The organism is Leucobacter faecis (assembly GCF_054456635.2).
On sequence record NZ_JBTJEP020000001.1, the window covers coordinates 269,465 to 290,803 of the forward strand.

19 protein-coding genes are annotated in these 21,339 nt (G+C 66.5%); 8 read left to right on the top strand and 11 right to left on the bottom strand.

The window, feature by feature from the left end:
• Position 1 precedes the first annotated feature (1 nt).
• The 4 genes from ACXR2T_RS01235 to ACXR2T_RS01250 all read right to left on the bottom strand — a co-directional run bounded on the left by ACXR2T_RS01235 (position 2) and on the right by ACXR2T_RS01250 (position 4,845).
• Entirely contained in the window at positions 2-1,339 is a 1,338-nt protein-coding gene (locus ACXR2T_RS01235) for a multidrug effflux MFS transporter (RefSeq protein WP_458838020.1), read from the bottom strand.
• Positions 1,336-2,577 carry an alpha/beta hydrolase gene (locus ACXR2T_RS01240; RefSeq protein WP_458815166.1) on the bottom strand — a complete coding sequence of 414 codons (1,242 nt, stop codon included), beginning with the start codon at positions 2,575-2,577 and terminating at the stop codon, positions 1,336-1,338. Before ACXR2T_RS01240 ends, ACXR2T_RS01235 begins: the two co-directional genes overlap by 4 nt.
• A 2-nt stretch (positions 2,578-2,579) precedes the next feature.
• Complete coding sequence (locus tag ACXR2T_RS01245) at positions 2,580-3,545, bottom strand: aldo/keto reductase (RefSeq protein ID WP_458815168.1); 966 nt, start codon at positions 3,543-3,545, stop codon at positions 2,580-2,582.
• 181 nt (positions 3,546-3,726) lie between these two features.
• Positions 3,727-4,845 (bottom strand): zinc-binding dehydrogenase, encoded by a 1,119-nt coding sequence (locus ACXR2T_RS01250; protein ID WP_458839761.1) that lies wholly within the window; start codon positions 4,843-4,845, stop codon positions 3,727-3,729.
• A gap of 172 nt (positions 4,846-5,017) precedes the next feature.
• On the opposite strand from ACXR2T_RS01250, the gene ACXR2T_RS01255 reads away from it, so the two are divergent.
• Positions 5,018-6,526, top strand: coding sequence for an amidohydrolase family protein (locus ACXR2T_RS01255; RefSeq protein WP_458839759.1), 1,509 nt, complete (start codon positions 5,018-5,020; stop codon positions 6,524-6,526).
• A gap of 313 nt (positions 6,527-6,839) precedes the next feature.
• Here the strand turns inward: ACXR2T_RS01255 and ACXR2T_RS01260 are convergent, their stop codons facing one another.
• Positions 6,840-7,634 carry an SDR family NAD(P)-dependent oxidoreductase gene (locus ACXR2T_RS01260; protein ID WP_458839757.1) on the bottom strand — a complete coding sequence of 265 codons (795 nt, stop codon included), beginning with the start codon at positions 7,632-7,634 and terminating at the stop codon, positions 6,840-6,842.
• 126 nt (positions 7,635-7,760) lie between these two features.
• Here ACXR2T_RS01260 and ACXR2T_RS01265 point away from each other — a divergent pair, with 126 nt between their 5' ends.
• A complete protein-coding gene (locus ACXR2T_RS01265) occupies positions 7,761-8,771 on the top strand; it encodes an aldo/keto reductase (RefSeq protein WP_458839755.1) in 1,011 nt (336 codons plus the stop codon).
• A 1-nt stretch (position 8,772) separates the two neighbouring features.
• On the opposite strand, the gene ACXR2T_RS01270 is transcribed toward ACXR2T_RS01265, so the two are convergent.
• Complete coding sequence (locus ACXR2T_RS01270) at positions 8,773-9,852, bottom strand: carbon-nitrogen hydrolase family protein (protein ID WP_458812231.1); 1,080 nt, start codon at positions 9,850-9,852, stop codon at positions 8,773-8,775.
• A 235-nt stretch (positions 9,853-10,087) separates the two neighbouring features.
• Between ACXR2T_RS01270 and ACXR2T_RS01275 the strand changes: the two genes are divergently transcribed.
• Complete coding sequence (locus ACXR2T_RS01275; RefSeq protein ID WP_458839767.1) at positions 10,088-10,993, top strand: helix-turn-helix domain-containing protein; 906 nt, start codon at positions 10,088-10,090, stop codon at positions 10,991-10,993.
• 71 nt (positions 10,994-11,064) lie between these two features.
• Here ACXR2T_RS01275 and ACXR2T_RS01280 read toward each other — a convergent pair whose 3' ends face one another.
• Entirely contained in the window at positions 11,065-11,784 is a 720-nt protein-coding gene (locus ACXR2T_RS01280; protein ID WP_458839753.1) for an alpha/beta fold hydrolase, read from the bottom strand.
• Between the two features lie 177 nt (positions 11,785-11,961).
• On the opposite strand from ACXR2T_RS01280, the gene ACXR2T_RS01285 reads away from it, so the two are divergent.
• The 3 genes from ACXR2T_RS01285 to ACXR2T_RS01295 all read left to right on the top strand — a co-directional run bounded on the left by ACXR2T_RS01285 (position 11,962) and on the right by ACXR2T_RS01295 (position 15,278).
• Positions 11,962-12,936, top strand: a complete 975-nt coding sequence (locus tag ACXR2T_RS01285; RefSeq protein ID WP_458839751.1) for a methyltransferase family protein — start codon at positions 11,962-11,964, stop codon at positions 12,934-12,936.
• Between the two features lie 159 nt (positions 12,937-13,095).
• Positions 13,096-14,190, top strand: a complete 1,095-nt coding sequence (locus ACXR2T_RS01290) for a phosphotriesterase family protein (RefSeq protein WP_458839749.1) — start codon at positions 13,096-13,098, stop codon at positions 14,188-14,190.
• Positions 14,190-15,278 carry a phosphotriesterase family protein gene (locus ACXR2T_RS01295; protein ID WP_458812243.1) on the top strand — a complete coding sequence of 363 codons (1,089 nt, stop codon included), beginning with the start codon at positions 14,190-14,192 and terminating at the stop codon, positions 15,276-15,278. The genes ACXR2T_RS01290 and ACXR2T_RS01295 overlap by 1 nt, the downstream gene beginning before the upstream one ends.
• 24 nt (positions 15,279-15,302) lie before the next feature.
• On the opposite strand, the gene ACXR2T_RS01300 is transcribed toward ACXR2T_RS01295, so the two are convergent.
• The 4 genes from ACXR2T_RS01300 to ACXR2T_RS01315 all read right to left on the bottom strand — a co-directional run bounded on the left by ACXR2T_RS01300 (position 15,303) and on the right by ACXR2T_RS01315 (position 17,247).
• Positions 15,303-15,614, bottom strand: coding sequence for a type II toxin-antitoxin system RelE/ParE family toxin (locus tag ACXR2T_RS01300; protein WP_458839747.1), 312 nt, complete (start codon positions 15,612-15,614; stop codon positions 15,303-15,305).
• Positions 15,611-15,844 (bottom strand): addiction module protein, encoded by a 234-nt coding sequence (locus ACXR2T_RS01305; protein WP_458839746.1) that lies wholly within the window; start codon positions 15,842-15,844, stop codon positions 15,611-15,613. The genes ACXR2T_RS01300 and ACXR2T_RS01305 overlap by 4 nt, the downstream gene beginning before the upstream one ends.
• Before the next feature lie 98 nt (positions 15,845-15,942).
• On the bottom strand, positions 15,943-16,536 hold the full coding sequence (locus tag ACXR2T_RS01310; protein WP_458812249.1) for a TetR/AcrR family transcriptional regulator: 594 nt from the start codon (positions 16,534-16,536) through the stop codon (positions 15,943-15,945).
• 117 nt (positions 16,537-16,653) lie between these two features.
• Positions 16,654-17,247, bottom strand: coding sequence for a TetR/AcrR family transcriptional regulator (locus tag ACXR2T_RS01315; protein WP_458839744.1), 594 nt, complete (start codon positions 17,245-17,247; stop codon positions 16,654-16,656).
• 156 nt (positions 17,248-17,403) lie between these two features.
• Here ACXR2T_RS01315 and ACXR2T_RS01320 point away from each other — a divergent pair, with 156 nt between their 5' ends.
• Both ACXR2T_RS01320 and ACXR2T_RS01325 read left to right on the top strand, forming a co-directional pair.
• Positions 17,404-19,740 carry an arylsulfatase gene (locus ACXR2T_RS01320; protein WP_458839742.1) on the top strand — a complete coding sequence of 779 codons (2,337 nt, stop codon included), beginning with the start codon at positions 17,404-17,406 and terminating at the stop codon, positions 19,738-19,740.
• Positions 19,741-19,794: 54 nt separating this feature from the next.
• Positions 19,795-21,324, top strand: a complete 1,530-nt coding sequence (locus ACXR2T_RS01325; protein WP_458839740.1) for an ABC transporter substrate-binding protein — start codon at positions 19,795-19,797, stop codon at positions 21,322-21,324.
• Positions 21,325-21,339 lie beyond the last annotated feature (15 nt).

Genomic DNA, 21,339 nt, shown 5'->3' on the forward strand with positions numbered 1-21,339 from the left:
TTCAAGAGACTCGAGGTTGCGTTTGCGTGACCACATCGCTCTGCGCGGCGCGATCCTGCCCGGCACGATCCTGCGCGGCGCGATCCTGCGCGGCGCGATCCTGCTCTCGTTGCTGGGCAGCGAGCTGCCGCGGCAGCACGATCCGGATCGCCCAGACCGCAATCATCGCGGCGAAAACGGAGCCCGCTGCGATGGCCCCGGCCATGGTGAGCGCCGAAGTACCAAACACGGCAGACACGGTGGGGGCGACGATCGCCCCCGCACTGAACATGGCCATGCCGAGCATGGCCGCGGCGGTGCCGGCGCGCGATCCGTGGGAGCCGAGCGCGATGGTCGAGCCGTTGGGCCCGCCGAGCCCAGCCGAGCCGATGAACAGTGCGAGCAGCACGATGTAGGTGAGGGCGTGGGCGCCCATAAGCGTCGCGACGACGAGCGCGACCGCCGATACGGCGCCCGCGATTTGTCCCGTGAGGTACATGCGCGCGGTGCCGAGGCGCCGCACGAAAAGGCGGCTGAGCTGCGCGCCGCCGAGCTGCGCGACCGCGTTGGCAGCGAACACGAGGCTGAACATTTGCGGGGTCAGGTCGAACTGTCCCTGCAGCACGAAACTCGACATCGACAGGTACGAGAAGAACGCGACCCCACCGAGGCAGGCCGCCGCCATGAACGCGACGAACAGCGGGTCGCGCATCACCGCGCCAATATGGCTCGCGGTGGTGCGGGCGACGCCGCCCGTGTGCCGCCCCTCGTAGAGCGTTTCGCGCAGCCCAAAGACCGCGAGAAAGAACAGCGCCACGCCCACGCCGGTGAGCACGAAGAAGATGCCGCGCCAGTCCATAAACAGTGCGAGCTGCCCGCCGATCACCGGGGCGATGATCGGGGTGAGCGACGTCACGAGTGCCAAGAGCGACAGCATGCGCGACAGTTCGACGCCCTCGAACAGGTCACGCGCCACCGCCATGCTGATCACGACGCCGGCCGAGCCCGCGAGCCCCTGCAAGAAGCGCGCCGCAAGGAGCACCTCGATCGAGGGCGCCACCGCGCACACCGCAGACAGCACCGCGAAGAGCGCGACGCCCACCACGAGCGGCCGCTTGCGCCCGTAGCGGTCTGACAGCGGCCCCGCGATCAGCTGCCCAAGCCCGAGCCCGATCATGCAGACCGACATGGTCGCCTGGGCGAGCGCATCGGTGGTGTCGAGCGTGCGCGCGAGCTGCGGCAGCTGCGGCAGATAGAGGTCCATCGATAGCGGCCCAAACGCTTCGAGTAACCCGAGCACCAGGGTGATGCGCAAGATGCTCATGGGCTTCTTTGCGCCGCCGCGCGCGCGAGCGTTCACAGCGCGTCTGTCGCTTGATCAGCCTCTGCGGTGGGCGCACTACCGGGCCCGCCGGGAGCGGTCGTCGCGGGTGCGACCGTTGCCGCGACCGGCACTGTGCCAATGATGCGGGTGAGCCACGAGTCGCGGCTCGCAAAGGCCGCGCGGGTGATCTCGGCGTCTTGCGCGTACATGTCGAAGCCGTGAAAACCGCCGGCCCACACGTGCAGCTCGGCCTGCCCGCCCGCCGCCCAGATGCGGCTCGCGTACTGGGTGTCTTCGTCACGGAACATCTCGGCTGCGCCCACCTCGATGAACGCGGGCGGTAGCCCCGCCAGGTCGCGCGCGTGCGCGGGCGCTGCGTACTCGGATGCTTCGGGCGAGTAGGCGAGCTCTTCGCCCAGCACACACTCCCACGCCAGCAGGTTCGACTCGCGCGGCCAGGTGCCAATACCGTCATACTGCAGGCTGGCAGGGCTCGAGTTGGTGTTGTCGAGCATTGGGCACAACAGCAGTTGGCCCGCAATGTGTGGCCCGCCGCGGTCGCGCGCCATCAGCGAGACCGCCGCCGCGAACCCGCCACCGGCGCTGCCGCCCATGACGATGAGCTGATCCGCGTTGGCGCCTAGCTGTGCCGCGTTCTGAGCGACCCAGCAGGTGGCGGCGTAGTTGTCTTCGACGCCCGCAGGGAAGGGGTTCTCGGGCGCGAGGCGGTACTCGACGTTTACGCCGATCACGCCGTGGCGCGCGACAAGGTCGGCGACGCGGCCATGCTCCCACGAACGGTGACCCACGATCATGCCGCCGCCGTGAAAGTTCACGAGCACGGGCAGCGCGGTCTCGTGGGCTGCGGCCGACTGCGCTGCGTCGGCGACGAAGGCAGGCACACCCCGCGGGCGAAACACGGTGAGCTCGATGTCGGGGGCGCCCTCGGGGCCGGGAATCACGAGCTCCTCAGTGTCGAGGCCGTACTGTGACGCGACCTCTGCGGGGGAGGGGAACGTCGGCCCGCCGCCGCGCATGAGCGGTAGCGTTTCGCGGGTCATAGGCGGCTGCGGCGTCGCCGTCATCGCCTCGATGATCGGCTCGAGCTCTGTCGCAAAGGGGACGGGCGTAAGCTGCGGTGAGCCCGCCGCGAACGGGCGGGCTCCTGGCTGCTCGGTTCCGTGAGCGGAGGCCTGGCCGGAAGCTTGAGCGGGGGCCTGAGCGGCGGCCTGGCCGGCCGCCTGGCCCGCCGCCGCTGAATCAAACGCGTTCATGATTACGGGCCCTCGGGGTCGACGAGGCCCTTGTCGGCCCAGAACGGGGCGACGTTCTCGCGAATCGTCTCGGCGCCCACGCGCTCGAGCACGTCGAGGCTCACGAGGTTCGCCTCGAGCTGCTTCACGCTCGATGCACCAAACAGGGTGTTGGCGGTGGCGGGGTGGGTGAGCGTGAACGCGATGGCGAGCTGTGCGGGCGTGCACTCGAGCTCTTCTGCCAGCTTCACGAAACCGGGCACGTCGTCGATGATGCGCTGGCGAATCGAGCCCGGATCGCGGCCGACCTCACGGTCGGTCGTGATCTTGCCCGCGAGGTAGCCGCCCTCCATCACATCTGAGGCCTGCATGGCGAGGCCCTGCTCCCACAGCTTCGCGAACGGTGCACCGTCAGGAATCGAGCGGCGCGAAACGCTGTACTTCAGCTGCGCCATGCAGGGGCCGTCGACACCCTCGGCAGCTGCGATATCGATGAGGCTCTGCACGTTTGTGGCCGACCAGTTGTTGACGCCCCAGGCGTGAATCAGGCCTGCCTGCTTGAGCTCGGCGAGGTTTGTCACGAGGTCGCGCAGTTCGAGGTCGTCGCGGCGCAGGTCACCGAGTACCACGAGGTCGGCATGCTCTGCGCCTACGCGGAAGAGCGCGCCCTCGAGCTGCGGGCGGAACCCCTTCTCTTGGTCGAAGCCCTCGAGCCACAGCTTTGCCGAAAGCAGGTACTCGTCGCGCTTAATGCCCGCGGCGCGCACGGCAGCCGAGAAGATGATGTCGGTGAATGCGGGAGGAAAACCGGGGGCGCTGTAGACGCCCACGTCGAACAGGTTGATGCCGCGGTCGATCGCGGTGCGCAGCAGGTTGACCGTCTCCTCGAAGTGCATGCGGTCATACACGTGCCAGGAGCCGAGCGAAAAGAGCGAGGTCTCAAGCGAACTCGTGCCGAGCTTTTTGCGGGGAATAGGGGTGGAGGTCATCGTCGTCCTTAGTGGTTTATTAGGTTGTGTGCTGTAGGTAGTGAGTGAGGTGGGGTTCGGGCTTTGGGCCCGCCGCGTGGCTGGGTCTGGCAGGAGCGGCGGCGAAGCTGACGCGACCGGATAGCGGCGGGCCCAAAGCCCGAACCCCACCTCATGGACCCGCTCGCTCACACTGGTGCGGTCAAGAAACCGCGTCGATGCGCGGGTCGATCACTGCCTTGACTTCGCCGAGCTCGTGCATGTTCGCGATGCGGTCTGACGCTTCGGCGAGACCGCAGGGGGCCGAGAAGAGGTCGTCCCACGGGAAGCGATCGGCGAACGACGTAAAGAACTCGATGGAGCGGTAGTAATCAGATACGTCACCGTTGAGCGAACCGACGACGGTGAGCTCCTTGCCCATGATCGCCGAGATCGGAAACGGGTCGCCCGTGGGGCCTGTTGAACCGACGATCGCCCATGTGCCGCGCTGGGCGGCCATGGCGACGGCCTCGGGGCCGATCGACGGCGCGCCCGCGAAGTCGAGGATCAGGTCTGCCCCCTTGCCGCCGGTGAGCTCGAGCACCCGGGCGATGGTGGCCTCTGATCCGGCAGCGATGTCGACGGTGTCGGTCGCGCCGAAGCGCTTTGCGAGTTCGAGGCGGGGGGCGGGCGCGCCGACCGTGATGACCTGGGCGGCGCCCGAGATCGCGGCGACCGCGGTCGCGAAGATGCCGAGGGCGCCAGAACCCTGGATCACGACGCGTGAGCCGGGGCGCACGCCGCCCGCGCGGTCGAAGGCGCGCAGCACGGTTTTGGCGGCGCAGCCTGCGGCCGACGCCCAGGTGTCTTTGACCTCGGCGGGCAGCTTGAGCTTCTGTGCGCCGGGGGTGACGTAGGCGTACTCCGACAGGCCGGCGGTCGCGTAGGGCGCGACGTCTGAGCGCTGCAGGAATCCGTAGCCGCGCTTCGAGCATGCGACGGGCTGGCGCAGCACGGTGCAGCCGAAGCACTGGCCACACACCGACTCAGACCAACCGATGCGGTCGCCAATTTCGAGCGGTTCGCCGAGCGCGTCTTGGGCGCCTTCGCCCACCGCGATGACCTCGCCGACCATCTCGTGGCCGAGCACCATGGGCAGCATGCCGGGGAAGGTCATCTTGCCGGCCCAGATCTCAATGTCGGTGCCGCAGAGCGAGGTGCAGGTGATCTGTACGAGGGCTGCGCCGGGCTCGATCGTGTCGGGCAGGGGCAGCTCCTGCATCGTGAGGGGGGCGCCGTGCTCGGTGAGAACCGCTGCGCGTGTGGAAGTAGGGATCGTCATTGAGTGCTCCATTTTCAAGTTTTCGACATGGCGCCTTTGCCCGCATGCCGATCATGTGGTTTTATTCTACATACGTGGAACTTAATTTGTCACTCGACTCGGGTGAAGTTCTTACCGGGCCGACCGGCCCGCATCGCGGCCAAGGACGGCCGCAGAAAGTACGGTGACGCGCATGAACGCTTTAGCCCCGAACACACCGGCCACTCTCGTACTGCGCGGTGGCGTGGTGCTCGTGATGAACGAGGCGGCGAGTCGCGCGAGCGCCATCGCCGTGCGCGGCGGCGAGATCGTCGCGGTCGGCACCGACGCCGAGATCTCTATGCTTGTTGGCCCCGAGACCCGGGTGGTCGAACTGGCAGGCCGCGCTGTGTTGCCCGGCATCAACGACTCGCACCTGCACGGCAGCTGGCTCGGCGCGCGCTGGCCGCACACCCTCTTCGGTGACATGAACCCCGAGACCGCCTCGGGGCTGCCCGCCAAGCTTGTCGACACGCGCGAGGAGCGCCGCGCCGCTATCCTGCGCACGGCAGAACTGCTGGCGGCCGCGGGCATTACGAGTTACACCGAGCCAGGCATTGGTCCGGGCGAAGACGACGGCGAGACCGGCTGCTTCCACAGCGAGGTCATCGAGATCTACCGCGAGCTGGCCGCCGCAGGCGAGCTGCGTCAGCGCGTCACCCTGCTCGCGCTCTACGGCGTGCTCGACGGGCCAAGCGACGTTGACACGGTCGTCGCGGGCATTCGCTCGCACGCCCGGGTCGCAGGGGTGAGCGACCCACGCTGGTTCAGCGTGCCCGGCATTAAGGTTTTTGGTGATCTGATTCCGCTCTCGCGCCACGCATGGACCGCGCACGGCTACGAAGACGGCACCCACGGCGACCTGCTCATCGAGGGCGAATCCATCGAAGCGAAGGCTTCAGGGCTTGCCGCGATCGTGCGCGAGGCGCACCTCGCCGGGCTGCAGGTCGGTGTGCACGCCACGGGTGACCGCACGATCGGGCTCGTGCTCGACACGATCGAGGCAGCCGCGGCAGAGCCCGGAGCCCCCGCGGCCCGCGATGCGCGCCACGTGATCATTCACGGCGATCTCGCGACTCCGGATCAGGTTGAGCAGATCGCTCGCCTGGGCGCGTTCTTGAACACCCAGTCGGGCATCGCCGCGCTCACCGCCGACTGGCTGGTGGGGGCGCTGGGGGAGGACGTCGCGAATCTCGCGTGGCAGCTTGAGGTCGCCCTCGAAGCGGGCGTGCTCGCGCTGTCGTCTGATGCCCCCGTGCTTGGGTTCGACTGGCGACGGGGCATCGCCGACGCCGACGCGCGCATCTTGCGCATGCGCGAGGCAGCCGGGGTGCTCGTGGGTGTGGGTGCTGGTGCTGCTGCTGGTGTGGGTGCTGCTGCTGGTTTGGATGCTGCTGCTGGTGTTGGCGCTGATGGCGGGGTGGCAGCTCTAGCTGATGACGACGACGCCGCGGCACGCCTGCACGGCCTTTTGCGCGCGTACACGGCGGTGCCGGCAGCGCAAGACCACGCCGAGTCGTGGAAGGGCACGCTTGAGGCAGGCAAGGTGGCAGACCTCGTGGTGCTTGCGCGTGACCCGTTTGAGGTCGGCGCTGCGGGGCTGCCCGAGGTTGAGGTCGACGTTACTGTCGTCGACGGACGGGTGGTCTTCGAGCGCGCATAGTGCTGTTGCGCCCGCGCCCCGGGTTTGTGGCGCGGCGCGGGGCTGCAACCCAGTGCGCGCTGAGGGCGGGGACCCCTCGCGTGTCGCTTCGCGCCACGCGGCCCCGATGCGCGCGCACCGGATTACAACCCGCGCGCGGGGCGTTGCCGAGCAGCAGTACGCACGAGTCGGCATCGAAATAACGAGTCGGCCTGATAAATACGTACTTATCGGGCCGACTCGTTATTTTGATACCGTCTCGTGGGCGTGCGGCTGCAGGATCTCGCGGCAGTAGGACCTCGCGGTAGCAGGGCCCCGCCGCGAGCCGCGTGGGTTACGTGAGCAGCTGGCCGCCGTCGACCGCGAGGCTTACGCCCGTGATGTGCGAAGCCCCTGCGAGGAACACGACCGCGGGGGCGATGTCGCCGATCTTGGCGAGGTCACCGAGCGGAATGCGGCTCGACCATGCTGTGCGGGCGGGAGATCCCTCGGGCATGCCCATCTCGAGCATCGGGGTGAGTACCGGGCCAGGGGCGACGGCATTGACGCGGATTCCGTGGGCAGCGAGTTCGATCGCGGCCCAGCGGGTGACCGAGTCGACGGCGGCCTTGCTCGACTCGTAGGCACCCATGCCTGGGGTGGGCTGGCGGCCGCCGATCGAGGAGATGTTGACGATCGCGCCGCCGCCGCCCGCCGCGATGCGGTGGCGCGCGAAGGCTTGGGTGACGGTGAACGTGCCCACGACGTTGACGTCGAGGATCGAGCGGTAGGCCTCGGGGGTGAGCTCGGTGACTGCGCCGTGCACGGACAGGATGCCCGCGTTGTTGACGAGCACGTCGACGCCTGTGTTGCCAGCGTTGCCTGAGCCCGCAAGGTTCTCGAACGCGGCAGCGACGGCGGCCGCGTCGGTGATGTCGAGCGCGAGAGCAGTCGCGCCGAGCTCGGTGGCGGCGGCCGTGACGGCTGTCTCGTCGCGGTCGGCGAGGATCACGCTGTCGCCGTTTGCAATGAACTCGCGGGCGATGCCCTGGCCGATGCCGCCTGCGCCGCCGGTGACGAGAACGGTGCGGGGCGCCTGGGGCGCCTGGGGCGCCTGGGGCGCTTTGGGGGCTGTTTCTGGGGTGGTCATGGGACTCCTTTGTCTTGCCTGATGTGTCACTTTATGGGGCGCGCGATGGCGCTCGTGTTCTTTATATTATACGATCGTAGAAAATAACGCTGCGGGAATTTCGTGGCGCGCTGCAAGGAGGCGGTAATGGAGTTTCACGGTAGGGTTCCCACACGCACGCTCGGCCCCGGGGGTCTCACGGCGCCCGTGTTTGCGCTCGGGTCATGGAACATTTGGGACCGCATGGAGGCACCGGATCGCCGGGCGCTGATGTCGCGGGCGGTTGAAGCGGGGGCAGGTTTTTTCGACGTTGCCTACTACAACATGGGCCCGCACGCCGAAGCCTCGCGCACCGACCTGCTGTTTGGTGAGACTCTGCGTGACCTGGCGCTCGATCGCTCGGAGTACCAGCTGTGCGGCAAGCTGTGGCTCTGGGAGTACCCGGCGACCGGGTTCGCCGGTCAGATGGACGAGTCGCTCTCGCGCATCGGCGAGGCCTGGGGTGGTGCCGCAGGGGCTCCGGGCGCGTTCGACACGGTCGTTGTGGGCGACTTCTTTGGCGATATCGATATCGCACAGGTAGTGCGCGATGTGCAGGCCGAAATTACGCGCGGCAGCTTCGCATCGTGGGGTGTGAACAACTGGCCGGCGGCGGCGTTGCAGCTCGCCCTCGATACGGCCGAGGCTGAGGGGCTCACGCCGCCGAGCTTCGCGCAGTTGAAGTACGGGCTCGTGCGCCGCAGTATGGCGGAGGGGGAGTTTTACGGCCGCTGGTTTAGCGAGGGCACGCTTGCCCTGCAGGCGTCAGACTCGTTCGAGGGCGGCATTTTGGTGGGCAAGCTCAATCCCAAGCGCAAGATCGGCGCCGACGTGGGTGGCATTCGCGAGGCAATTGTCGCGGCGTACCCCAAGGTGGAGAGCATTGCGCGTTCCTTCGACGCGACGCCCGCGCAACTCGGCCTCGCATTCTGCCTCGCGAACCCCGCGACGGCGAACGTGCTCTTTGGCGCGTCGAGCGTGGCGCAGCTTGACGACAACCTGGGAGCGATCGCGCTGCTCGAGTCGGCGGGCGCCGGCGCGATTCGCGAGGTGACCGCCGACCTGTGGCTCGACCGCGACGTGCGCGCCGACGGCCTGTGGGAGCCGCCGGCGGCGTAGGTTACTGGGCGGCGGCTGCCCCTGGCTCGCGAGCGTCAACCGAGGCGTCGCCCGTTGTCGCGCCAACTGAGTCACGGGTAGCCGCCGCGTCGACGCTGTCGAGCGGCGGAATTTCGATCTCGGAACCGTACAGTCCTTCAGCAATGACGGTGCGACGGCGCTCGGTGTTGAGAATTAGTTGGGTGACGTCGGGCCTGCTGTAGTGCCCTGCTGGGTCTGCTGCATTCTTTGCAAGGTCGATCCATGACAGATCGATGTCTGCGGTAACGAAGCCTTCTGTGTGCTCGTCAAGGGGCTCCGACAGGCGCGATGAGTCGGGGCCGAAGATCGTCGCAAATCCGCCGCCCCCGTTATAGACAGGCGGCAGTTCGCCGCTGGCGAGACGGAACGTTTCGATGCCCTCGGCGCTCATGATCTGTGTGCTTGCGAGCACAAAGCAGCCGCCCTCGAGCGCGTACGTGCGGCTCGCGCCAATGTTTGCCTCGGGGCTCAACTGTGGGATCTGACCCATCATGCCGAAGCAAGGCCAGCCGGCGACATGGATCTGTTCGTTTTGGGCATACATGGCGTACTTGCCGAGCGGTTGCAGATGCTCCCAGCAGTTCAAAGCGCCGAGGCGCCCATACGGGGTGTCTGCTACGACGAGGTCAGACCCGTCACCCTCACCAAACAGGGTGCGCTCGACATGCGTAGGCTTCACCTTGCGACGGTGCAGCAGAATTTCGCCCGAGGGGCCGATCGCCGTCTGCGCCATGTACAGGCTTCCGTGAGCTTTCTCGCTGTAGCCGAGCACAATGCCGATGCCGTGCTCGCGCGCGGTTTCTCGTAGCCTGCGCATCTCGGGCCCGTCGACGCGCACCGAGTTAGCGTGGTACCTACCGACCCAGGCAATTTGTTCTGGGACGGGCAGGGTCCACAAGAATAGCGGGTACCCGGGCAGCCAGGTCTCGGGAAATGCAATGAGATCGACTCCTTCGGCGGCGGCCCGCGCCACCAGGTCGATTGTCTTGTCCATTGTGGCGGCGAGATCGAACCACACCGGTTCTGCCTGAACTGCTGCGACACGAAGCGTGCGAGTCATCTTTGTACTCCGATTTCTTCTTCGAAACCCTCCTGGTCGGAGGCTGTTGCGGGCAATGCTACGCAGCCCCAGTGCGCAGCGCAGCCACTAAACGTGCACACCGCACCCCCATCTGTGCACAGCGCGCCCACGCGGGTGGCACCACTTTTTGCGAAGCCAGACGTACAGTGGAGTGCAGAGGGCGGCCTGGGCCTGCCGATGCAAGCGAACCGCGCAAAGGAGGATCACCGTGACAATGCTCACTGCGCGCAGCCCCGCAGACTGGCAGCGCGCAGCCTCGAGTAGCTTTCTGCCCCTCGAGTGCCGTACGTTTACGCACGAGTTCAACGGCACTATCGAGCGGTATGGGCTGTCTCGCGAAGTTATGGTTGCGGCGGTGCAATCAGATGCCACCGTTGTGACGCGCACCCAGAATCTCGCGCGGCAAAGTGAGAACGACGACCTGCACGTGTCCCTGCAGCTTTCATCGACCGGCGCGATTCACCAGCAAGACCGCTGCGTGCGCGTGGCACCGGGCAGCTTAACCGTGTACGAGACACATGTACCGTACATGCTCGACTACTCGCAGCCGCACCAGCAGCAACTAGTATTTCGCGTGCCACGCACGCTGCTTACGCTGCCGCACGGTGCGCTTGGCCAGCTCGTGATGCAGCCGCTTGAGCGCTCGGCTCAAGCCCGCGTGTTTTCGGCGTTCGCGGCCGCGCTGCGCACAGAGGCGACTTCGCTGCAGCAGCCGGGGCCGCTTGGTCTGCTTGCGATCGAGATGCTCACCACGACCCTGGCATCGATCGCGGCAGAAGCGCATGTGCTGCCCGCATCAGATGCGGCTCGCCTGCAGCTCATCTTGGCCGACCTTCGTGAACACCTGCATGAACCGTGGCTCACGCCAGAAGAACTGGCGCGTCGACATCACATGTCCCGTCGCGCCCTGTACTCACTATTTAGCTCGGCCGACCGTACGCCGGCCGAGACTATCCGTGCTGAGAGGCTTGCGCTCGCCCAGCGACTCTTGCGCAGCCACCCGCAATTCACCCTTGATGCGGTCGCCGCGCGTTCGGGGTTCACAGACGGCAAAGCGCTGGGGCGAGCCTTCCGAGCCGGTATGGGTGTCACAGTGACCGAGTGGCTGGAGCGCCTCTAAGCAACAACGGGGTGGTGCCGCGTGTAGTAGCGCGGCACCGCCCCTGTCAGTTTCGTCGCGAGTTACGCGAGTTACGCCAGAAACGCGAGCGCGGCGTCGCGCAGTTCGGTGCTGCGCAGCGCACCAATGTGGTCGCCGGGAACGCGGGTGAGCGTGGCGTCGGGCAGAGCTTCGGCGAGAGTCTCGATGCCCTGGGTCATCTGGTCTTCGGTGCCCGCGATCAGCAGGGTGGGCACGGTGGGCCCGCCCGCCTCAGGGGTGAACGGCTCAGACGCGAGGCCGGGGATCAGCTGGGCGAGCGACGCGGTGTCGCGACCCGGCTGCGAGATCATGCCGGCCATCATGCCCACGAGCGGGTTCTGGGGGGCTTCACCTGAGAGCACTGATGCGAGCTCTGCCGGGTCCACCGCGCCAAACGGTTCGAAGGGGCTGACGCCGCCGAGCACAACGCGGCGCACGCGGTCAGATGCGGCAGGCAGCTCCCAGCCCAGGCGGCCTCCGAGCGAGTAGCCGATCACGTCGACGGGGCCCTCGGGTACCTCGGCGAACGCCGCCTCAAGAATTGCTGCGACGACGGCCGAAGTGGTCGCCTCTGCAGCGCCCGAGATTGCCGGGCCCCCGCCGTGCCCGGGCAGGTCAACGGCGATACCGGTGCGCCCCGCGGCCGAAAGAGCGGCGTCCCAGCCGGGCGCCACGAAATCGTCAGATGCGCTCGAAGCAAAGCCGTGCAGCAAAACGATCGGGGGGAGTTCAGACGACGCCGCGCCGAGGCGGTGAGTGGTGAGAGCCATGAGAAGTGAACCTTTCGACGGTGAAACGCAAACAGCAAGTTGTTTTTCTATGTTAGTAGAAAATAAATCACAAACCCACTGGACATTATCTGTCTACGCTTGTAGAGTTTCCCGCAGACCAACTCTTGGACACCGTCGTCCCGCCCGTCGGCAGGACCTGAAATGCAAGGACGCTTCATGACCGCAACACCCGCACGTATCGTCGACATCGCCATTGGCTTCATGGGCGCGAAGCAGCTCGACGCTGCTAGCCGCATTGGCCTGTTCAAGGCTCTGGCCGACGGCCCGAAGAACCTCGCCGAGATCTGCGAAGCGACCAAGCACGCAGAGCGCCAGGTCCGCACCCTCGCCGACGCAATGAACGGCCTGGGCCTCCTCGAGCGCGAGGGCGGCAAGTACTCGCTCGCCGGGGACTCGGCAAAGTACCTTTCGGGCAAGGGCGACATTGACCTGACCCCGTTCATCGCCTTCCTCGGCGACATCAGCTACAAGCAGTGGCTCGGCTACGACCACACGGTTGACACCGACGAAGCCGGCACGCTCGACCTTGACGAGGCTGGCTGGGGCGACTTCATGAACGGTGTCATGACGTACAACGACCTGCACGCCGAGCAGTACGGCCAGGCGTTCAAGTTCGACGGCTACAAGAGCCTGCTCGATTTCGGTGGCCTCGCCGCTGGCTTCGCGATCACCGCGATGGCGCAGAACGCAGACCTGAAGACCCGCTTCGTGTACGCACCTGGCTTTGGCGGCGGCATCGCTGACGCAGCGACCAAGGCGGGCGTGGCAGACCGCATTGTGATCGAAGAAGACGCCACCGAGACTGCTAAGCCCGGCGGCGAGCACGACTTCGTGCTGCTCGGCGGCGTGCTGCACCGCTTCACCGAAGAGCAGTGCCAGGCGATTCTGCAGGCTTCACGCGAGGCAGCAGTGCCCGGCGCAACTCTGCACATCATCGACTTCTTCCTTGACAACGACGACGCTCAGCGCTCAATCGATGCGCTGCACGCGGGCGAGTACTTCAACATCGACGGCACGGTCGTCTACGGCGTTGAGCAGGTCACCGCGTGGCTCGCAGACGCCGGCTGGAAGTTCGATGAGCTCGTCGCGCTCCCCGGCAGCCCGCGCGTGCTCGTCGCGACCGCGATCTAAGCAAGCCGTCTCACAAGACGACTACACCTCCACGCACTGTGCGTGGGCGCCGCGCGTTTCTGCCCGAAGCGCGCGGTCGTAAGCCCGTGACCGCCATCCCCCTACATGCGGTCGCGGGCTTACCTTATTTACACACTTGGCTCACACGAAACGAGCAACATGCCCCTCGTCACCACGGTGCTCGGCGACATCGACGTCGCCGGTATCGACCTGTTTTTGCCCGCCGAAACGCTTATCTCGCGCCCGGCAAAGCCGCTCGGCAACGCCGCGGTGCCAGCCACGGCGGCCGCGTTTGCGCGCGCGAGCGTCGCCCCCGAGATGCTGGGGCGGCTGATGCTCGGCGCCGAGAACGCCTGCGACCGCACCCTCACGGCCCAAGACGCCGCGGGCATGCTCACCGCGCTCACGAGCACCCACGAGGGCACCGCGGTCGTGGCGGCCCTCGCGGGTCACGGCGCCTCGTGGAGCCCGGGTGAGCTCGGTGAGCTCGCCCGCACGAGCGGCGCCCACATCGTGGGCGGCACCAATGGGCTGGCGGGTTTCGATCCGGATCAAACAGCGCCCAGCCCAGAAGCACTCGAGGCTCAGATCTTGGCAGACCTGTCGCGTGCCGAGTACCCGGCGGGCGTCGTCGGGTTCATCGAGCTGCCGGGCGAGGGGCCTCGGCGTGATGCCGAGGCTGAGCGTGTGACGGCCGCGGCGCGGGCGGCCAGGCGCGCCGGGGTCGCGCTCGTCTTTGCGCCCGCAAGTGACATCGCCGCGGCCAGGCGGGGTCTCGCCGCGACCGACGCGGCGGGGCTCGCGCGTGACAGCGTTGTCGTGACCGGTATGGCCGAGCTCATTGGGGCTCGGCTTGCGACCGGCGCGCCGGGAGCGGGCATCGACCAGGCGAAGCTGGCGGCCGTGGCGGATCTCGGGGTGGTCATGTGCTTCGATGCGCTCGGCAAGCTGCCCAACGTGACGACCGTGGTCTCAGACCACGACACGGCTCTCGCGCTCACCGCGCTATGGACCGAGGGCGCAGGCGACCGCGTGCTCGCGGGGTGCGGGGTGCGACGAAAGCACCGGCTCACCGCGTTTGGTGGCAACGGGCTCGAGTTCTTGTCGCAGCAGTTCTTGCCCTACCTCGGCATGGTGGGTGCTGGCGCAGAGCTACTTGCCGCTGTCGCCGCGGGTAACGCCGCGGCCGTATTTGCGCGCTCGTCAGAGGAGATCGCCGCACCAAACGCCCCCGCTACAGGAGAAGACCGCTAATGTCGCACGATTTTGAGATCACCAACCGCGAAGGGCTCGCGCAGACGGTGCTGGGCGTGCTGCGCCCAGAGCTGCTCGGCCGCACGCTCATGCACGAGCACCTGTTCCTCGACATTCGCAGGCCGCTGCACACGCCGGGCCCGCGGGCGGGGGAGTGGGACGACGCCGTGCACGAACCGCTCACGGTGGCGAACCTTGCCGCCGTGCGTCGCGGGCGCGTGAACTCTGACAACGACGTGCTCGGCGACTTCGACGAAATGCTTGACGAGGTGTCGCACTTCGCACGTTACGGCGGCAGCACGATGGTTGAAGTGACCCCGTTTGGGGTGGGCCGCGACCCCGAGGCGCTCGCTCGGCTCAGCCGCGCGTCGGGCCTCAACATCGTGATGGGGGCTGGCTGGTACCAAAAAGATCTGCACCCTGCGGGCTTTGCCGAGCGTTCGCTTGAAGAGCTCACCGACGAGATCGTACGCGACCTCGTGGTAGGCACGCGCGTGGGCCCAGGGCAGTACGTGAAGTCCGGCATCATCGGTGAGGTCGGGGCCGAGGGCAACCCTGTGCACCCCGACGAGATGCGCAGTGTGCGTGCCGCAGGGCGGGCCTCTGCTATTACCGGTGCGCCGATTACGCTGCACATGGGTGGCTTCGGCGAAGAGAAGCTGCGCGTGCTCGACGCGCTCGAAGAAGAAGGCGCAGACCCGCGATCGGTCGTGTTTGGGCACGCCGGTACGATCGCCGACGAGATGCCGCTCGCGAAGCGGCTGCTTGCGCGCGGCGTGAGTGTTGAAGCTGATTTTTTGGGCACGACGGGCAGCCCTTGGGGCACGCTGTTTCCGTTCACTGACCGTGTCGTGGCGCGCGGCTTCGCCCAGCTCGTGGCCGATGGCTGGGGCAGCCAGCTTGTGCTGGGCGGTGACGTCTGTCAAAAGGTGCAGCTCGTGCGCTACGGAGGGCACGGGTACGGGTACATCGAAGAACACTTCTTGCCGACGCTCGCAGAGTTTGGTGTCTCGGACGAGGCCCTCACGGCGATGATGGTCGACAACCCCGCGCGCATTCTCGCGTTTCGGGCGCCCAAAGATCGCTAGTCGGTTCAGCTCTTTACTACTGGGTCAGCCACGACTGGCCCAGTACAGGGGCATACGGCTTTCGTGCGCAAAAGCCAGCACTGCGAACCTCTGGCCGATAATGGAGTAGATGAGACGATAGCGAGATCTTGGTATTCTTGCGTGCCGGAAGACCCGCTCAGTTTCGGGCACCGGAACAATCTCGCCTGAGCGGGGCCAGGCGAGGCAGTGATCGATTAGTCTGTCGACGGCAGCTTCAAACGCAACACCTCGGTGTTGACCGCCTTGCTCGTACCAAGCGATTGCTTCGTTCAGCTCTTCTGCGGCTTCGGGGTGGACGACGAGCGTGAAGCTCACACGGATCTCGATGCACGACGATTGGCTAAAAGCGCCTTCAAGTCTTCGCGCGTGAGACCTGCGACCGTGCCGCGGTCAAGTTCATCGGCGCGCCGGGTAGCCACTCTAGCCCAAGCCGTCTCGACCGCAACTGCATCAGGGCCGTCTATGTCAGACAGCACATCGGCTACTCGCGAGCGTTCCTCGGGGGTAAGGGCCATCGCGGCCGCGATCACTTCTGCCATGGTCATACCGTCAGTGTAGGTGCTGCCGCTGACGAGAGCCAGGGGGCGAGGATGCATCAGAGCTGGCTGTCTGAAACTACGGATCGGGGGCGCACGCTGGCTCGCTACGCGCGGCGCAGCCTGGCGATGAAATCGGTGACCTGCGCGTGCAACACGCTCTCGTGCAGGTGGCTGGGGCTCACCACGCCAATCACGGTGGCGCCGATGTTCATCATGATGATCTCGTCTGCCAGCTGGTCGTCCGGAGTCGAAATGACGATGTCGCCGTCTTCCCTGCCCTGCTCTAAGAAGGTCAGGTAGCCCGCCTTCCACACGTCGAGGTGAGCGTCGTAGCCGCCCTTGATTTCGGGGCTAAACGCGCAGCGCTCCCAGTATGAGAGCAGCACGCGGGCGGCTGTCGCGTCTTCCTGCTCAATGGGCAGGGTGAAACGCATAAACATCTCGAGTGCTTCGATGCCGCGCTTGCCCTCGATGTGTTCGAGCACTCGGGTGCCGAGGCTGCCGAGCGAACGCTCGTAGGCGCTCGCGACGATGGCGTCTTTGCCCGAGAAGTAGTGCTTGAGGGCGCCGTTGGCGAAGCCAGCCCGTGCCGCGATCTCGCGCATGGTGGCGGCCTCGATGCCGCCCTCCACGATGAGCTGCCAGGTAACCTCAACGATGTCGGCGCGGCGCTTATCGTGGTCAATGATCTTGGGCATGTGCATCCTTGCTAGCTGAATGTCAGCGCCAGGGGCGCTTTATAGTTCTCCATCGTAGACGAAAAACGGTAACTCTCGTGGGTACGTCGGCCGAAGCGCTCGCCGTTGCGCGCGCCGTTACGCGCGCCGCAGGCTCGCGAGCAGCGAGTCGAGCGCGGCGGTCATGCGTGCGTCTGTGGCGAACTCGGGCATGATGAGGCGCAGCGTCTGCCACCCCATGTTGGCGGCCGCGATCTCGTCGGACGCCACGGTGAGATCGACGCCCGGCGCAAGCTCGCCGTCTGCCTCCGCTTCGCCCAGGTGTGTGAGGAGGCGCTCGCGCCAGGAGTGGGCGTGTTCGCGCTGCGACTGCCCAAACGTGTCGTTTTGTGCGGCGTGGTTCCAAAACGCCAGGGCGACGCGCGCGTGGGCCGCCCCGTCTTCGCCGAGCGGCATGATGGTGAGACACATGCTGCGCAGGGCCGCCAGCCCACGCTCACCGCTCGTGGCGGTAACAATGCCCTCGTCGGCGAGGCTGCGAGTGTGCAAGAACGCCGCGTGCAACAGGGCCTCTTTGTCGGGAAAGTAGCGGGCAAAGGCGCTGTGGGAGTAGCCAGCTTCGGCGGCAATGTTGCGCATGGTGAGGCGGTCGAATCCGTCGCGGGCGATGACGTGCCATGCGGCGGCGGCGAGTTCGCTGCGACGCTCGTCGTGGTCAACAACTTTGGGCATGACGGTCTCCTTTCGTTCGCGCAAACGAGCCACAGCTGTGGCCCGATGACACCCACGTTAGCGCGAATATCGCAAGCGTTACCGGTTTGTGACCAAATGGTCACAAAAAGGGTTTAGTGTTTAGTGACCAGATGGTCTCTAACGATGGAGGGTGATGTGACGAAGGCGGCGAAGGCCCCAGGCGGCGCACGCGGATACGAAGAGTTTCAGGGCCTGGCTCACGAGTTCACCTCGCAGTCCACCCCCTGGTACCCCGCCTCACACCGCGCGGCCAGCACGGCCCCCAACATCGTCGTCGTGCTCGTCGACGACCTCGGGTTCAGCGACCTGGGGCCGTACGGTAGCGAAATTGACACCCCCAACATCGACCAGATCGCGGGCCGCGGCTGCGTGTTCACGAACTATCACACGGCCCCCGTCTGCTCGCCCGCACGAGCCGCGCTGCTCACGGGCTTGAACCCGCACCGCGTCGGTTTCGGTGCGGTAGCGCACGTCGACCCCGGCTACCCCGGCTTCAACTGCCAGCTGCCCGATGCCGCCCCCACGCTCGCCGAATCGCTGCGCGCGGGTGGCTACGCGACCTTCATGGTCGGCAAGTGGCACCTCACGATCGAGTCGCAAATGCACGACGCCGGTGACCGTGCCACCTGGCCACTGCAGCGCGGCTTCGACCGCTACTACGGCTCAATGGACGGCTTCACCTCGCTGCACCACCCGCACCGGCTCGTGCGTGACAACGCGGTCGTGGCGCGCACCGAGTTCGAAGACGGCTACTTTCTGACCGACGATCTCACGAACGAGGCGATCGGCATGGTCGACGACCTGCGCGCCAACGACCGTTCGAAGCCGTTCTTTCTCTACTTCGCGCACACCGCTGTGCACGGGCCGGTACAGGCCAAGGCCGAGACGATCGCCCGCTTTCGCGGCCGATACGAAGCGGGCTGGAACGCGCTGCGCGACGCCCGGTTTGCGCGCCAAAAGGCGACCGGCATAGTTCCGGATCATGCCGTGCTGCCCACAGGTGACGCTGCCGACGACGCGCTGGTACCCGAGTGGAGTGCGCTGTCAGACGCCGAGCGTGAGCTCTTCACCCGGCACATGGAGGTCTACGCGGCCTCGGTGCACGAGGTCGATGAGAGCGTGGGGCGGCTCACACGAAGGCTCGCCCAGCTCGGGGAGCTCGACAACACGATCATCGTCATCGCGAGCGATAACGGCGGCACCGCCGAGGGTGGGCCCACCGGCACGCGCAGCTACTTTTCACAGTTCGTGGCCGGGGCGCAGCTGCCCGATAACTGGGTGCGCGACGTGCCGCGCGACCCCGAGCTGATTGGTGGCCCGCGCGTGCACGGGCACTACCCGACCGGCTGGGCACGCGTCTCGAACACCCCGTTTCGGTCGTTTAAGGGATCGGTGTACGAGGGCGGGGTACACGCGCCGCTGATCGTGTCGTGGCCGGCTGCACCGGAGCCGTTGAAGGGGGAGGGGCTGCGCGACCAGTTCGTGTTCGTGTCAGACGTGGCTCCGACCCTGCTCGACTTGGCGGGTGTTTCGCCGCTCGCCTCGCGCCACGGGCAGCCCGCACTCGAGGTCGACGGCAAGAGTTTTACCCCAGCGCTTGCGACGCCGCAGCAACCAGGCCGCGATAAACAGTACTTTGAGGCGTTCGGGGCCCGCGCGCTCGTAGCGGGGGACTGGAAGGCTGTGTCGACCAAACCGCCCACCTCCGCAGACGGGGCCGCGGGCGGCGCATGGGAGCTCTACGACCTTGCCGTGGACCCCACCGAGACGCTCGACCTCGCTGCCGCCCACGAAGACCGGGTGCATGAGATGGCGGAGGCGTGGCGCAGCGAGGCCTGGCGCAACACCGTGTTTCCGTTGAACGACGACGGCACCCTGTTTCTTAACCGCCCCGAATCCGAAAACGCGCTGTCCTTGCCCGTGACGCTCACCCCGTTTCGGCCACCGCTCGAGCGTTTTCGGGCCGCGAAGCTCACGGTGCTGCGCTCGTTCGAAGTGCAGGCACGTGTGACCGTGACCGCCGAAACCTCGGGCGTGATTGTCGCGCACGGTGACCAGGGCGGAGGGTACCTGCTGGCACTCGAAGCGGGCGCGCCGCTGTTGAGTTACAACGCCTACGGCGAGATGCATCGCGTTCGTGCCGCCCGGCTCGCACCCGGAAGCCACGAACTGTCGTTCAGATTCACCGAGCTCGACGGCCTGCGGTGGCGGGTGTCGCTCAGCGCCCGTGGCGAGGAGGTGGCAGCGCTGCCCGAGGTGCCCATGCTGCTCGGCATGTCACCCTTCACCGGCATCAGCGTCGGGTACGACTACGGGGGCCCCGTCGATTGGGAGCTGCACGAATTGCACCGCAGTTTTCCCTTCACCGGAGGGCAGATCGAACAGCTCACATACGTGCCCGGTGCGAAATCGCGTCACGACCACACCGTGATCCGGCGCATTGGCGAGGCCGTGGCCGAGCTCGCAGACTAGGCCGCTTGGCCCTCGCGCCCCAAACTTGCAACACCCGTTTTCGAAAGGAACATCATGAAACGAACACTCACCGCAGCATCGGCGCTCGCGGCTGCAGCGCTCGCCCTGACCGCGTGCGCGGGCGGCGGCGGGGCCGCAGGCGGCGATGCCGCCGCCACAGCCCCGACCGAGTTGAAGATCGGCAACTTCCTCGACCTCGTGTCGTGGGATCCGAGCATCGCAGACATCGGCTTTAACGGCCCGTACCTCTCGGCCGTGTACGACCCGCTCGTAGCTCTTAACGGCGACGGTGAGCCGGTGCCCGCGCTCGCGACCGACTGGGAGATCTCAGACGACGCGCTCACGATCACGCTCAACCTGCGCGACGACGCGACGTTCTCGAACGGCGAAGCGTTTAACGCCGACGTTGCCGTAGCGAACCTCGAATTCTTGAAGGAGGGGGTGACCTCTCGCGAGGCTTACTTGAACGTCGACAGCTTCGAAGCGATCGACGACGACACCGTCGAGATCCACATGAACGAGCGCGACGACCGGCTGCTCTACTTCATGGGGCTCGGCCGCAGCTACATGGCCGCCCCCGAGGCGATCGAAGCGGGCACGCTCGTTGAAGCACCCGTGGGTTCGGGCCCCTACACGCTCTCTGACACGACGATTCCCGGCGCCGAGTACCACTTCGACCGCGTCGACGGGCACTGGGCAGAAGACGAGTTTCCGTTTGACACGGTGAGCGTGCTGCCGCTGCAGGATCCGAGCGCCCGCAACAACGCGATGGAGGCCGGGCAGATCAACGTCGCGTTCGCCGACGCGACGGCGCTCGAGCTCGCCGAACAGAACAACTGGAACGTGGCAGAGAAAGTCGCCGCCTGGGCGGGCATTCGTATCAACGATCACACCGGTAAGCAATTGAAGCCGCTCGGTGACGTGCGCGTGCGCCAGGCACTGAATCTCGCCTTCGATGGCCAGGCCATGCTCGACGCCGTCGGTAACGGCCTGGGCGTGTACACCAACCAGGTGTTTGCCGCGGGCTATCCCGGCTACGACGAAGAGCTTAACCGTGCAGCCGGCGCCAACATCGAAGAGGCGAAGAAGCTGCTCGCCGAGGCGGGCTACGCCGACGGCTTTGACGTCACGCTGCCGATGGCGCCCGGGTTTCAGCCCTGGCAGGCCACCGTCGAACAGGCCTTCAAAGACCTGGGGCTGCGCCTGAAGTGGGACGAGTACCAGATGGCCGACTACCAGGCCAACGCGGGCAACTACCCGATGTTCCTCGTATCACTCGCCGTCGACGCCGAGCCCGTAGCGACGATCGCGCGCCAGCTCACCGTGCCGCAGTGGTACATGCCCGAGCCCGACATTAGTGAGTTCCCCGAGCTGCAGGGCAAGATCGACGAAGCGCTCGCCGCACCCCGCGGTGACGAGCAGAACGAGAAGATTCGCGAGCTCAACGCGATGCTCGTTGAAGAGGCGTGGTTTGTGCCCTGGTACCAGTCGAAGAACGTGTTTGTCACCGACGCGGGCATCGAGCTCGAACCCGTCACCGGCATGATGTTCCCCACGCTGCGCCAGATTCAGCCGGCGAAGTAGCGTCTGCCGCTGCGC

Excerpts from the sequence above, each read along its gene's own strand:
- ACXR2T_RS01240 (WP_458815166.1), bottom strand. The coding sequence starts at position 2,577 with ATGAACGCGTTTGATTCAGCGGCGGCGGGCCAGGCGGCCGGCCAGGCC.
- ACXR2T_RS01245 (WP_458815168.1), bottom strand. The coding sequence starts at position 3,545 with ATGACCTCCACCCCTATTCCCCGCAAAAAGCTCGGCACGAGTTCGCTT.
- ACXR2T_RS01250 (WP_458839761.1), bottom strand. The coding sequence starts at position 4,845 with ATGACGATCCCTACTTCCACACGCGCAGCGGTTCTCACCGAGCACGGC.
- ACXR2T_RS01255 (WP_458839759.1), top strand. The coding sequence starts at position 5,018 with ATGAACGCTTTAGCCCCGAACACACCGGCCACTCTCGTACTGCGCGGT.
- ACXR2T_RS01260 (WP_458839757.1), bottom strand. The coding sequence starts at position 7,634 with ATGACCACCCCAGAAACAGCCCCCAAAGCGCCCCAGGCGCCCCAGGCG.
- ACXR2T_RS01265 (WP_458839755.1), top strand. The coding sequence starts at position 7,761 with ATGGAGTTTCACGGTAGGGTTCCCACACGCACGCTCGGCCCCGGGGGT.
- ACXR2T_RS01270 (WP_458812231.1), bottom strand. The coding sequence starts at position 9,852 with ATGACTCGCACGCTTCGTGTCGCAGCAGTTCAGGCAGAACCGGTGTGG.
- ACXR2T_RS01275 (WP_458839767.1), top strand. The coding sequence starts at position 10,088 with ATGCTCACTGCGCGCAGCCCCGCAGACTGGCAGCGCGCAGCCTCGAGT.
- ACXR2T_RS01280 (WP_458839753.1), bottom strand. The coding sequence starts at position 11,784 with ATGGCTCTCACCACTCACCGCCTCGGCGCGGCGTCGTCTGAACTCCCC.
- ACXR2T_RS01285 (WP_458839751.1), top strand. The coding sequence starts at position 11,962 with ATGACCGCAACACCCGCACGTATCGTCGACATCGCCATTGGCTTCATG.
- ACXR2T_RS01290 (WP_458839749.1), top strand. The coding sequence starts at position 13,096 with ATGCCCCTCGTCACCACGGTGCTCGGCGACATCGACGTCGCCGGTATC.
- ACXR2T_RS01295 (WP_458812243.1), top strand. The coding sequence starts at position 14,190 with ATGTCGCACGATTTTGAGATCACCAACCGCGAAGGGCTCGCGCAGACG.
- ACXR2T_RS01305 (WP_458839746.1), bottom strand. The coding sequence starts at position 15,844 with ATGACCATGGCAGAAGTGATCGCGGCCGCGATGGCCCTTACCCCCGAG.
- ACXR2T_RS01310 (WP_458812249.1), bottom strand. The coding sequence starts at position 16,536 with ATGCCCAAGATCATTGACCACGATAAGCGCCGCGCCGACATCGTTGAG.
- ACXR2T_RS01315 (WP_458839744.1), bottom strand. The coding sequence starts at position 17,247 with ATGCCCAAAGTTGTTGACCACGACGAGCGTCGCAGCGAACTCGCCGCC.
- ACXR2T_RS01325 (WP_458839740.1), top strand. The coding sequence starts at position 19,795 with ATGAAACGAACACTCACCGCAGCATCGGCGCTCGCGGCTGCAGCGCTC.